The organism is Methylobacterium ajmalii, assembly GCF_016613415.1.
In the GTDB taxonomy this organism is placed as follows: domain Bacteria; phylum Pseudomonadota; class Alphaproteobacteria; order Rhizobiales; family Beijerinckiaceae; genus Methylobacterium; species Methylobacterium ajmalii.
This window is the reverse complement of the sequence record NZ_JACWCT010000125.1, coordinates 93,204-103,663: the sequence shown is the minus strand read 5'-3', so window position 1 is coordinate 103,663 and position 10,460 is coordinate 93,204. Positions and strand designations below refer to the sequence as shown.

General features: G+C 74.1%; 14 protein-coding genes and 1 pseudogene. 4 read left to right on the top strand and 11 right to left on the bottom strand.

All coding sequences use genetic code 11. The annotated features are described in order from the left end of the window. A pseudogene (locus tag HPY23_RS23820) lies at nt 1-271 on the bottom strand (ABC transporter permease); the annotation flags it as partial. A gap of 56 nt (nt 272-327) precedes the next feature. Continuing rightward, entirely contained in the window at nt 328-1,272 is a 945-nt protein-coding gene (locus tag HPY23_RS23815; protein WP_091883506.1) for a glycine betaine ABC transporter substrate-binding protein, read from the bottom strand. Nucleotides 1,273-1,538: 266 nt separating this feature from the next. On the opposite strand from HPY23_RS23815, the gene HPY23_RS23810 reads away from it, so the two are divergent. Further along, the gene (locus HPY23_RS23810) at nt 1,539-1,850 is read left to right on the top strand and encodes a response regulator (RefSeq protein ID WP_236012699.1); all 312 of its coding nucleotides are present in this window, start codon (nt 1,539-1,541) and stop codon (nt 1,848-1,850) included. Between the two features lie 219 nt (nt 1,851-2,069). On the opposite strand, the gene HPY23_RS23805 is transcribed toward HPY23_RS23810, so the two are convergent. Further along, nucleotides 2,070-2,816, bottom strand: a complete 747-nt coding sequence (locus HPY23_RS23805; RefSeq protein ID WP_060846712.1) for a glucose 1-dehydrogenase — start codon at nt 2,814-2,816, stop codon at nt 2,070-2,072. Nucleotides 2,817-2,922: 106 nt separating this feature from the next. Here HPY23_RS23805 and HPY23_RS23800 point away from each other — a divergent pair, with 106 nt between their 5' ends. Next, nucleotides 2,923-3,288: an ArsR/SmtB family transcription factor gene (locus HPY23_RS23800; protein ID WP_060846711.1), complete on the top strand. Its 366-nt coding sequence runs from the start codon at nt 2,923-2,925 to the stop codon at nt 3,286-3,288. Nucleotides 3,289-3,409: 121 nt separating this feature from the next. On the opposite strand, the gene HPY23_RS23795 is transcribed toward HPY23_RS23800, so the two are convergent. The 3 genes from HPY23_RS23795 to rsmI form a co-directional block, all read right to left on the bottom strand. Further along, complete coding sequence (locus tag HPY23_RS23795) at nt 3,410-3,628, bottom strand: hypothetical protein (protein ID WP_236012700.1); 219 nt, start codon at nt 3,626-3,628, stop codon at nt 3,410-3,412. An 85-nt stretch (nt 3,629-3,713) separates the two neighbouring features. Then, nucleotides 3,714-4,097, bottom strand: coding sequence for a YraN family protein (locus HPY23_RS23790; RefSeq protein ID WP_082742761.1), 384 nt, complete (start codon nt 4,095-4,097; stop codon nt 3,714-3,716). Continuing rightward, a complete protein-coding gene (gene rsmI, locus HPY23_RS23785; protein ID WP_060849310.1) occupies nt 4,081-5,049 on the bottom strand; it encodes a 16S rRNA (cytidine(1402)-2'-O)-methyltransferase in 969 nt (322 codons plus the stop codon). The genes HPY23_RS23790 and rsmI overlap by 17 nt, the downstream gene beginning before the upstream one ends. A 160-nt stretch (nt 5,050-5,209) precedes the next feature. Between rsmI and HPY23_RS23780 the strand changes: the two genes are divergently transcribed. Next, on the top strand, nt 5,210-6,421 hold the full coding sequence (locus HPY23_RS23780; protein WP_091883498.1) for a penicillin-binding protein activator: 1,212 nt from the start codon (nt 5,210-5,212) through the stop codon (nt 6,419-6,421). Between the two features lie 30 nt (nt 6,422-6,451). Here the strand turns inward: HPY23_RS23780 and hemW are convergent, their stop codons facing one another. From hemW to yciA, 3 genes are all read right to left on the bottom strand, one after another. Next, nucleotides 6,452-7,615, bottom strand: coding sequence for a radical SAM family heme chaperone HemW (gene hemW, locus HPY23_RS23775; RefSeq protein ID WP_091883495.1), 1,164 nt, complete (start codon nt 7,613-7,615; stop codon nt 6,452-6,454). Between the two features lie 64 nt (nt 7,616-7,679). Then, nucleotides 7,680-7,997 carry a YkgJ family cysteine cluster protein gene (locus tag HPY23_RS23770; RefSeq protein WP_091883493.1) on the bottom strand — a complete coding sequence of 106 codons (318 nt, stop codon included), beginning with the start codon at nt 7,995-7,997 and terminating at the stop codon, nt 7,680-7,682. Then, nucleotides 7,994-8,437 carry an acyl-CoA thioester hydrolase YciA gene (yciA, locus tag HPY23_RS23765; protein WP_060846705.1) on the bottom strand — a complete coding sequence of 148 codons (444 nt, stop codon included), beginning with the start codon at nt 8,435-8,437 and terminating at the stop codon, nt 7,994-7,996. Before yciA ends, HPY23_RS23770 begins: the two co-directional genes overlap by 4 nt. A gap of 148 nt (nt 8,438-8,585) precedes the next feature. Here yciA and HPY23_RS23760 point away from each other — a divergent pair, with 148 nt between their 5' ends. Then, a complete protein-coding gene (locus HPY23_RS23760) occupies nt 8,586-8,954 on the top strand; it encodes a hypothetical protein (RefSeq protein ID WP_060846704.1) in 369 nt (122 codons plus the stop codon). An 81-nt stretch (nt 8,955-9,035) separates the two neighbouring features. On the opposite strand, the gene HPY23_RS23755 is transcribed toward HPY23_RS23760, so the two are convergent. Further along, on the bottom strand, nt 9,036-10,082 hold the full coding sequence (locus HPY23_RS23755; RefSeq protein ID WP_139234893.1) for a DUF3616 domain-containing protein: 1,047 nt from the start codon (nt 10,080-10,082) through the stop codon (nt 9,036-9,038). A 123-nt stretch (nt 10,083-10,205) separates the two neighbouring features. Next, a complete protein-coding gene (gene moaD, locus HPY23_RS23750) occupies nt 10,206-10,457 on the bottom strand; it encodes a molybdopterin converting factor subunit 1 (RefSeq protein ID WP_091883490.1) in 252 nt (83 codons plus the stop codon). Nucleotides 10,458-10,460: the final 3 nt, after the last annotated feature.

Genomic DNA, 10,460 nt, shown 5'->3' with positions numbered 1-10,460 from the left:
GCCCCGCGGCGCCCTGGCCGGCGGCGAGCACCAGCCCGCACCAGGCCGCGAGCGCCGCCGCGAGGGCGAGGCGGCTTCCCTTGGCGGAGGCGGGGGCGGCGAGCAGCAGGCCCGCGGCGAGCGCCAGGAGGCCGAGCCCGAGGCCGGGCAGGCCGATCCCGACGGGCGCGCCGGGCACGAGGCGGTTCGGCGCGAGCGTGAGGACGGGCAGGCCCGCGAGCGCCGCGACGGCGAGGCCGGCCGTCGCGAGGGGCAGCCCGCGGGACGGCATCGAAGGCGGCAAGGTCCGGGGCGGCATCGTGCCGGGAGGCGTCATCTCGGAGGGCCTCATGGTGCGACCGATTCGAGGTAGCGGCGGGCGACGGCCTCCGGCGTGTCGCCGTCCACCGCCACCTGCGCGTTGAGCCGGCGCAGCGTCGCGAGGTCGAGGCCGGAGAAGAGCCGGTCGAGTGCGGGCGCCATCGCGGGGTGGCGCGCCAGCGCCTCGGCGCGGACGAGCGGCGCCGGCTCGTAGACGATCTGCGCGCCCAGGGGATCGCTCATCACCACCACGTCGAGGGCCGCGATCGCCCCGTCGGTGCCGTAGACCATGCCGGCGTTGACCCCGCTGATCCCTTGCGCTGCGGCCCGCAGGGTGACGGCGGTGTCGCCGCCGGGCAGCATCACGATCCGCTCCCGCGGCAGGGCGAAATCGTAGGCCCGCTCGAAGGACGGCAGGGCGGCCGGGCTCTCGACGAATTCCGCCGAGGCGCAGAGCTCGATCAGGCCGCGACGGACCGCGCCGGCGAAATCCGCCATCGTGCGCAGGCCCTCGACCCTGGCGAGCTTGCCCGCGACGGCGATCTGCCAGGTGTTGTTGGCGGGCGCAGGCGTGAGCCAGGTCAGGCCGTTCGCCCCGTCGAAGCGGCGTGCCGCGGCGAGCGCGGTCTCGGCCCGGCGCCAGGCCGGGTCGGCATCGGTGCCGGAGAAGAAGGCGGCGTTGCCGGTATATTCGGGGTAGGCGTCGATCTCGCCGGCCTGGAGCGCGGCGCGCACGATGCGGGTCGGGCCGAGCTGCAGCCGCGGGGTCACCGGCACGCCGAGGCGCCGAAGACTCAGGACGATCATGTGCCCGAGGAGCGCGCCCTCGCCATCGATCTTCGAGGCGACGACGACCGGGCGCCCCGTCGAACCCAGCGCCAGACCCGCCGCGCCCCAGACAAGACCGGCGAGCGCACCCGATACTACGCGGCGTCGATTCAAGGGGGCACGCGGCCCCGATCCCCGCTGCATCGCGTCCCAGCCCGCTACGCTTGACATGACTGCCTTTCCGGGCGACGGCTCACCGGCGCTGGTGACGCGTGTCGCCGCGGACTCGCACGGGCTGCGGGCGATGGGAACCCCCGACGGCGCAACGGCTCCCGCCGCCTCGGGGACGGTTCGGTCGGTCCCCGATTCGGGGCGATGAGGGAAAGACATCCGGCGTGGGCACGGAAACAAACGAAGAGCTTCTGAACGGTGCCCGCGTCCTCGTCGTCGAGGACGAAGCGGCGATCTCGATGCTCCTGGAGGACATGCTGCTCGATTTCGGCTGCGAGGTCGTGGGTCCGGCGGCTCGGCTCAGCAAAGCGCTCGAGATGGCCGAGAGCGAGAGCTTCGTGGTCGCGATCCTCGACGTCAACGTCGCCGGCGAGCCGATCTACCCCGTCGCCGAGGCGATCGTACGCCGTGGGCTGCCCCTGGTCTTCTCCACCGGCTACGGCGGCGCGGGCATCCGCGAGCCGTTCCGCGACCGGCCGGTCGTGCAGAAGCCGTTCAGCCAGCAGGACCTCAAGCGCACCCTGATCGCCGCGATCGCCGCGGCGAACTGACCGATACGCGCCCGGTCGCCGGCGCGATCGTCCGATTTCAGACAGTATAGATTCCATCGACCGCCAGTCGAGGCAAGTCGATCCGTCCCTCGGTCGCGACATCTCGCCGCGCCGGACCGGGCTGCATGGAACGGTTGCGCCCGCGGGCCCGGCGACGGACCTCGCCCTCGTCGACCGCCCGCGCCGTCATGCGGCGCGCGCGGCCTTGAGCGTCCCGCCTCAGCGGATGCCGCCGCTGGCGGTGATGACCTCGCCCGTCAGCCAGCCGGCCTCGTCGGAGGCCAGGAACGCCACCACCCCGGCGATGTCCTCCGGGCGGCCGGCGCGACCCAGAGGCGTCTGCGCGACGAGGCCGGCCTCCATGTCGGAGCCGACGACCCCGGCGGCGTGCGTGCCCTCGGTCACGACGAAGCCCGGGCTGACCACGTTCACCCGGATCTTGCGCGGCGCCAGCTCGTTGGCGAGCACCCCCGAGATGGCGTTCACCGCACCCTTGGTCCCGGCATAGACCGCCGCCATCGGCGTGTGCACGTGGGTGATGGCCGAGGAGATGTTCACGATGCTGCCGCCCTCGCCGAGATGCCTCGCGGCGGCCTGCGTCGTCAGCAGGAGCCCGAGCACGTTGACGTCGAACTGACGCCGGTAATGGGCCTCGGTCAGGTCCTCGATCGCGGCAAATTCGTAGATGCCCGAATTGTTGACCAGCACGTCGAGCCGGCCGAATTCCCCGACGGCGGCCTCGATCAGCGCCTGCGCCTCCGGCGCCCTGGTCACGTCGCCCCGGACCGCGACCGCCCTGCCGCCGGCCCCGACGATGGCCGCGACGACCGCGTCGGCTCCCGCCCGGCTGGAGGCGTAGTTCACCACCACGGCCGCGCCCTCGCGCGCCAGAGCCTTGGCGATCCCGGCGCCGATGCCCTTCGACGCGCCGGTCACGACGGCGACCTTGCCCTCAAGCTTCGACATGCGTGCTACTCTCCGATCCGGGCCCGCTCCGTCGGCGGAGCGATAGTCCCATAGTTCGGAATTTCGGAACTATGGCGACGGAGTTCAAGACCCCTACGGACGGTTGATGAGACCCTTGTTCCACCCCGCCATCGAGGACGTGCGGCCCGAGGCGATCCTGCACGCCCTCGCCGATCCCGACCGGGCCGCCATCTTCGCCGGGATCATGCGGGCCGGCTGCGTCGAGGCATGCTCCGCCCTGTCGGCGATCGGCGACCGCGTGATCCCGAAATCCTCGCTGTCCAACCACGTCAAGGTGCTGCGCGAGGCCGGATTGATCCGCAGCGAGCGCCATGGCGTCGAGATGCGCAACCAGTCCCGCTGGGCCGAGGTGGAGGCCCGCTTCCCCGGCCTGCTGGCGGCGATCATCAACGCCTATGCGTCCGGCCTCGGCACGACGCCACGCGCCGACGAGACGATCGCGTCATCCTGAGTCGGCTCGCATCGGCGGGCCGACGCTTCGCCCGTTCAGGTTCTCGGTTCGTCGCCGATGTCTGTCGTAAAAACCGGATGCCGCTTCTTGCGAAATCTGCTCGTGGGCGGCGAGCCGGCCCTCACGCGCTCCGCGCGTCGGGCTGCGCCCCGCCCTTGCGCCGCTCCGCGGGGCCGCGCAGGTCGGCGGCCTCCTGCGCCTCGACCCGGCGCTTGAACGCGCCCCAGGCCATCAGCGTGCAGCCGCAGCGGTCGCACTGGATCATCGCCTCGTCGGTCAGGGCGGCCGGCAGGCGGACCGCCGGCGAACCGCACGACTCGCATCCGAACCCGCTGCGCATCTCGCTCACCCCGTTCTCGTTCAGGCCGCACTGCAAGCTTAGGCATGGTGCGCTGCACGCAAGATGAACGGAACAGGGCTAACCGCTACGAATCCAGCTCGAAGGCGGAGACGACGTGGCGGGGCCAGCGGCCGGGCGCGACGAGGACCGCGTCGGCCCGGAGCGTCAGGCCGGCGCACCAGGGCGCGCGGGCGATCCACGCCCGGGCCGCGCGGGACACGAGGCGGCGCTTGCGCGCGTCGATCGCGACCTGGGCCGCCTCCAGGGTCGGACGGGCCTTGACCTCGACGAAGGCGACGACGCTGCCGCGGCGCACGATCAGGTCGATCTCGCCGCCGCCGAGCGACACACGCCAGGCGAGCGGCCGGTAGCCCTTCAGCAGCAGGGCGAGCGCCGCCAGGATTTCGGCCCGCCGGCCGCGGGCGAGGTGGAGCCGGCGCCGGGCCGCGCCGTCAGGCCTCGCCGGCATCGCCGCCGCGGCGGGCCAGCACCAGGGCGCGGGCATAGACCTCGCGCCGCTTCAGGCCGGTCTCGTCGGCGACGAGGCTGGCCGCGTCCTTGATCGAGTGGCGGGCGAGCGCCGCCTCGATCCGGGCGTCGAGGTCGGCGTCGTGCTCCGGGCCGGGCGCATCCTCGGGCGCGGTGCCGATCACCACCACCACCTCGCCCTTCGGCGGACCGGCGGCGGCGTACTCGGCGGCGAGCGAGGCGAGGTCGCCCCGGCGCACGGTCTCGAACAGCTTGGTCAGCTCGCGCGCCACCGCGGCCGGGCGGGTGCCGCCCAGCACCTCGGCGGCGTCCGCCAGCATCTCGGGCAGGCGGTGGGGTGCCTCGAACAGAACCAGCGTGCCCGGCACGCCGGCGAGCATCGCCAGGCGGTTGCGCCGGGCGCCGCTCTTCTGCGGCAGGAACCCCTCGAAGAAGAACCGGTCGGTCGGCAGGCCGGCCGCGACCAGCGCCGTGATCGCGGCCGAGGGCCCGGGAATCGGGGTCACGGCAAGGCCCGCCGCGATCGCCGCCTGGACCAGCTTGAAGCCGGGATCGGAGACCAGCGGCGTGCCGGCATCCGAGACCAGTGCCAGGGCTTCGCCGCCCTGCATCCGGGCGATCATCCGGTCGCGCACCCCCTCGCCCGAATGCTCGTGATAGGCCACGAGCGGCGTGGTGATGCCGTAATGGGCGAGCAGCGTGCGAGTGACGCGGGTATCCTCGGCCAAAACCGCGTCGGCGGCGGCGAGCGTCGCGAGGGCCCGGAAGCTCACGTCCTTCAGGTTGCCGATCGGCGTCGCCACGACGTGCAGGCCGGGGGGCAGGGGATCGGCCTCGGCGGCGAGGCCGAAGGCGGTATAGACGGCCGGGCCCCGGCCGGTGGCGGACCGGTCCGGAGACCGGCGGCGGGAATCGTCGCTGCGCTGGGTCATCGCGCGCGACACTGCCACGGCTTCCGGCCCCCGCGCCATCGCGGTGTGGCCGGGAGCGGTCGTTTACTTTTCCCCGGCAGACTTTATGCACCGGGCACGTTCGTTGCCGATTCGTTGCGCGCGGGGCGCGGCGGGGCGGCCGGACCGGGGGGAGCGGGCGATGGGGGGCATCGGCCTCGACACTCTGAAGCGTTTGGGATGGGGCGGCGCGCTGCTCGCCGGCCTGCTGGCGCTCGGCGCCTGCGGCGGGGTCGACAGCCCGGTCGTCGCCACCCGCGCGCCCGCGCCGGAAGCCCCCGCCGCGCCGCCTCCCGGCGAGCCGGCGACGCTCGGCACCGGTAGCGTCAAGGTGGCGTTGATCCTGCCGCTCTCCGGCCCCGGGGCCGCGGTGGGCGCCAGCCTGCGCAACGCCGCCGAGCTGGCGCTGCAGGAATCCCAGAGCCCCGACCTGAAGCTCCTGGTGAAGGACGACCGCGGCACGCCGGACGGCGCCCGCGAGGCGGCGGCGTCGGCGATCGCCGAGGGCGCGGAGCTGGTCATCGGGCCGCTCTTCTCCGCCACGGTGCAATCCGCCGCCACCACGGCGCGGCCGGCCGGCAAGCCGGTGATCGCCTTCTCGACCGATGTCAGCGTGGCGGCCCGCGGCGTCTATCTGCTCAGCTTCCTGCCGCAGACCGAGGTCGACCGCATCATCGACGCGACCACGGAAGGGGGCCGGCGCTCCTTCGTGGCCCTGATCCCGGAAACGACCTACGGCAACGCCGTCGAGGCGCAGTTCCGCGAGGCGGTGGCGCGCCGCGGCGGCCGCGTCGTCGCGATCGAGCGCTACCCGGCCGGCAACCCGGCGGCGGCGATCGGGCGGCTCGCCCCGCTGATGACCGGCCCGGCGCCGCAGGCCGACGCCCTGTTCCTGCCCGACACGCCCGACGGGCTCGCCGCCGCCGGGGCGGCGCTCGCCCGCGCCGGCTTCAACCCGGCCCGGGTCCGCCCGGTCGGCACCGCGGTGTGGAACGACCCGCGGGTCTTCGCCCTGCCGGCCTTCCAGGGCGCCTGGTTCGCCGCCGCCGACCCGGTGGGCTTTGCCGGCTTCGGCCAGCGCTACCGGGCCCGGTTCGGCACCGACCCGGTGCGGGTCGCGACGCTGTCCTACGACGCGGTGTCGCTCGCCGCGGCGCTCAACCGGCAATACGGGTCGCAGCGCTTCGCCGACACCACGCTCACCAACCCGTCGGGCTTCGCCGGAATCGACGGGACCTTCCGGTTCCGCCCGGAGGGCACCAGCGACCGGACGCTCGCGGTGTTCGAGATCCGGGGCGGCGGCACCACGATCGTCAGCCCGGCGCCGCGGGCGCTGGGACCCTCGGGGACGTAAGGCCCCCGGCGGGCGCGAGGGGGCGGGCCGTCAGGCCGCCAGCTCGGCCACCACGGCGTTGAGCACCGGCGCGCCCTTCGGGGTCGCCGCGAGGCGGCCGTCGGGCGCCCGCGCGACGAGCCCCGCACCGACGAGGCCCGCGATGCGCTCCGGGTCGAGGGGCCGGCCGGCGAGCGCGGCGTAGCGGGCGGGATCGATCCCCTCGCGCAGGCGCAGGCCCATCATCAGGAACTCGTCGGCTTGGTCGCCGGGACTCAGCGCCTCGGTCTCGAGGAGGCCGTGCCCCTCGCCCTCGGCCCGGGCGAGCCAGGCCTCCGGGTTGCGCTCGGTCGAGGTGCCGGTGCGGCCCGCCGGCAGGACGAGGCGGCCATGGGCGCCCGGGCCGATACCGGCATACTCGCCGTAGCGCCAGTAGAGCAGGTTGTGGCGCGATTCGGCGCCGGGCCGGGCGTGGTTCGAGATCTCGTAGGCCGGGAGGCCCGCACCCGCGCAGACCTCCTGGGTCACGTCGTAGAGGATGCGTGCCGTGTCGTCGTCCGGCACGGTGAGCTTGCCGGCGGCGGCCAGACCGTAGAACGGCGTCCCCTCCTCGATGGTGAGCTGGTAGAGCGAGAGATGCTCGGCCGCCCGGGCGATCGCCCCGCGCAGCTCGGCGGCCCAGGCCTGCGGCGTCTGGCCCGGCCGGGCGTAGATCAGGTCGAAGGAATAGCGCTCGAAATGCACGGCGGCGGTCTCGACCGCCCGCATCGCCTCCGCGGTGCTGTGCAGGCGCCCGAGCGTCTTCAGCGAGGCGTCGTCGAGGGCCTGGACGCCGAGCGAGACCCGGTTGACCCCCGCCGCCCGGTAGCCGCGGAAGCGCTCCGCCTCGACGCTGGTCGGGTTGGCCTCGAGCGTCACCTCGACGTCGGGCGACACGCTCCAGGCGCCCGCCACCGCGTCGAGGAGCGCCCCCACGGTCTCCGGCTCCATCAGCGAGGGCGTGCCGCCGCCGAGGAAGATGCTGGTGACGGTGCGCCCCGGCGCGAGGGCGGCCGCGTGGGCGATCTCGCGCGCGAAGGCGGCGCGCCAGCGTGCCTGGTCGAGGCGCGTGTGGCGGACATGGCTGTTGAAGTCGCAATACGGGCACTTCGCGGCACAGAAGGGCCAGTGCAGGTAGACCCCGAAGCCGACGTCCCGGGTCGGATGTTCGATCATCCGTGGGATGTGCCGGCCTTGGCGCCGCGGCGCAAGGGGCGGAATGCCCGCAGGAACCTTCCGCTTACGCCGGCAGGCCGTGATGCCGGCGGGCGATCAGGCATTCCGGGTCGCCGGGCTCGCAGGTGCGGCAGACCTCCGGCCGCACCGCGTAGACCTTGCAGGCGACGGATTCGCCGATCCGGCCCTCCAGCGCGCTGCACCGGTCGCCGTCGCAGCGCATCCGCCCGGCCGGGTCGTCGACATAGGCCTCCGGGATGCGCGCGAGGTCGGCGTCGTCCTCGATGCTGAAACGCGGCCACTCCGCCGAGTAGGCGCAGCAGGCGCCGCAGGACTGGCAGGCGAAGCCCGCCGGATCGGTCGGATCCGCAGCGAGGCTCACGGGGACAGGCCCGGGGAGACGGGCGGGATCGGGCGCGGGCGGCCCTCGTCGTCGATCGCCACGAAGGTGAACACGCCGACCGTCACCTTCTCGCGGGTCTGGGTGCGGAAGCGCCGGGCCCAGGCCTCGATCTGGATCCGCATCGAGGTGCGGCCGGTGCCGACGACCTGGGTGTAGACGCACAGCACGTCGCCGACCCGGACCGGGCGCAGGAAGGTCATGCCGTCGACCGCCACCGTGACGACGCGGCCCTGCGCCCGCTCGACCCCGGCGATGCCGCCGGCCTGGTCCATCTGCGACATGACCCAGCCGCCGAAGATGTCGCCGTTGGCGTTGGTGTCGGCCGGCATCGCGATGGTCCGCACGGTGAGCTCGCCCTGCGGCCGCGCCGCCGCCGCGTCGGCGGTGCCGTCCGTCGTCCCCTCGTCCATCTTGGCCATGCTGCCCCCCTGGTCTCCCGGGCGAGCATAGGGCATCGAGACGCCGGAGCGCGAGCACCGCGAATCGCCGATTGCACCCCGCGGTTTCATCCCCGGGCGAACGGACCTAGATTCGCCGTCACGCCATCGATCAGCCGGAGGACGCATCATGATCCAGGGCCACCCCACCAGCGGCGCCGAAGCCGACCGCGACTGCCCTGTCCCGCTCGCGACCCTCGGGGAGATCTACCGGGCCGAGCCGGAGGACCTGCCGGACCTCCTCGATGCCCTGCCGGTCGAGACCCGCGCCAAGCTCGCGGGCTACCTCTACGCCAAGAGCCACACCCACAAGCTCGGCCTCGTCGTCGCCCGCACCTGCGGCAAGGACGACCTGGTAAAGGCGCTGGGCGAGATCGGCGCCGTGGTCCACGGCCAGGCCCACCTGCCGCCGCCCAAGCCGGTCCAGGCCGCTCCGGCGCAGCCCCAGGCGCGCAAGATCAGCCTGGGCGGCTCGGGCTCGAAGCGCAGCTTCGACTGAGGGGCAGGTCGGCCGCCCCGCGAAGGGGACGGCCGACCGCCGGCGCCCGTCGCCGTCGAAGCACCCGGCGGGGTGAACGCGTCACCGCAGCTCCAGCGTCAGGCTCCGGAAGCGCTTGCCGTCCCGCGACTCCCCGCACGGCTTGCCGTCGGAGCCCAGCGCCTCGCCGTCGTCGCTCAGCACCTGCACCCGGTCGCCGGCCGGGTCGACCAGCAGGCCTTCCGGCTGGAAATCGGGGATCGCCGCGAAGGCCGCGGCGGCGCCCTCGATCCGGACCGGCTTGTCCGCCGGCGTGCCCGACCAGCGGTAGAGGTCGAACGGCTCGCCCCCGCCGCCCGCTCCCCCGGCCAGCACGATATAGGCCTTGGCCCGCGGCGCGTAGGCGATGTCGCGGATGCCGCGGCCCTTGAGGTCGAGGGCGACCGGGGGGCCGAGCCGCGGGGCGGCGCCGGCGATCGCCTCGGCCGGGTTCTCCAGGGGTACCAGCTGAGCGTTCGCGTCGGTGTCGAGGGGGTTGCGCAGGCCGAGCCAGAGGGACTTTTCGTCCGGGCGCGGCGCCATGCCCTCGATGTTGAAGCCCTTGCGCTTGGGGTCGAGGTCGTCGCGCGCCGGCGCGTCGAGGCCGATCCGCGCCGCCAGGAGCGGTGACAGCGCCGCGAAGGCCTGGGGCAGGGAGCGGATCGCGGTGCCCTTCGGGGCGAGCGTCGGCGTACCGGCTGGGTCCGTCACCGCCATGGCGGCGAGCCGGCCGCGGCCCGGGCTCTGCTTGCCGCCGTGACGGCGGCTGTGCGAGCCGAGGACGAAGAGATCGGGGCCGAGCCAGGTCGCGGATTCGAGGTCGGCCTTGCCGTCCTTCTCGCCCAGGCCGAGATGCGCCGCGAGATCGGCGCCGTCGAGGGGCAGGGCCTCGCCGCTCGCGCCCGCCCGGTAGAGCCGCACCACGGTCGACTCGTCGTCGACCACCAGGAACCGGTCGCCGAAGCTGCCGCGCGGATACGGCACGGCACCCGACGCCTCGCACATCCCGCGATGCTCCAGCAGCGGACCGACCCTCACCGGCTCGGCGGCAGCGGCGAAGGCCGTGACGGACGAGACGAGGGCGGCGAGGAGCGGCAGGGGGCGAGGCATCACGGGTCTCCCGGATTCCTGTTGCAGGCGGGTGCCGATCGGGCGGCCCGAGCGGCCTCCACGGGAGGGCCCGGAGGTGGCGAAGGCGACCGTCGAACCGGGGTTCGCGAGAGAGGTCCCGCCTCAGCCGCCGGTCATCGGCGGGAAGAACGCGACCTCAGCCGCGCCCGCGAGCGGCGTCTCCGGCTTGGCGTGGACCCGGTCGACGGCGGCGCGGACAACGCCCTCGGTCTCGAAGGCGTAGGCGTATTCCTCGCCGCGGCCCTTCAGGAAGGCGACGAGGTCGGCGACGGTCGCGACCTCGGGCGGCAGGTCGAGGATTTCCTCGGGACGGCCGATCCGCTCGCGGACCCAGGCGAAGTAGACGAGCTTCATGGG

Coding starts and splice junctions, on each gene's coding strand:
- HPY23_RS23815 (WP_091883506.1), bottom strand. CDS start 1,272: ATGCAGCGGGGATCGGGGCCGCGTGCCCCCTTGAATCGACGCCGCGTA.
- HPY23_RS23810 (WP_236012699.1), top strand. CDS start 1,539: ATGCTCCTGGAGGACATGCTGCTCGATTTCGGCTGCGAGGTCGTGGGT.
- HPY23_RS23805 (WP_060846712.1), bottom strand. CDS start 2,816: ATGTCGAAGCTTGAGGGCAAGGTCGCCGTCGTGACCGGCGCGTCGAAG.
- HPY23_RS23800 (WP_060846711.1), top strand. CDS start 2,923: ATGAGACCCTTGTTCCACCCCGCCATCGAGGACGTGCGGCCCGAGGCG.
- HPY23_RS23795 (WP_236012700.1), bottom strand. CDS start 3,628: ATGCGCAGCGGGTTCGGATGCGAGTCGTGCGGTTCGCCGGCGGTCCGC.
- HPY23_RS23790 (WP_082742761.1), bottom strand. CDS start 4,097: ATGCCGGCGAGGCCTGACGGCGCGGCCCGGCGCCGGCTCCACCTCGCC.
- rsmI (WP_060849310.1), bottom strand. CDS start 5,049: ATGACCCAGCGCAGCGACGATTCCCGCCGCCGGTCTCCGGACCGGTCC.
- HPY23_RS23780 (WP_091883498.1), top strand. CDS start 5,210: ATGGGGGGCATCGGCCTCGACACTCTGAAGCGTTTGGGATGGGGCGGC.
- hemW (WP_091883495.1), bottom strand. CDS start 7,615: ATGATCGAACATCCGACCCGGGACGTCGGCTTCGGGGTCTACCTGCAC.
- yciA (WP_060846705.1), bottom strand. CDS start 8,437: ATGGCCAAGATGGACGAGGGGACGACGGACGGCACCGCCGACGCGGCG.
- HPY23_RS23760 (WP_060846704.1), top strand. CDS start 8,586: ATGATCCAGGGCCACCCCACCAGCGGCGCCGAAGCCGACCGCGACTGC.
- HPY23_RS23755 (WP_139234893.1), bottom strand. CDS start 10,082: ATGCCTCGCCCCCTGCCGCTCCTCGCCGCCCTCGTCTCGTCCGTCACG.
- moaD (WP_091883490.1), bottom strand. CDS start 10,457: ATGAAGCTCGTCTACTTCGCCTGGGTCCGCGAGCGGATCGGCCGTCCC.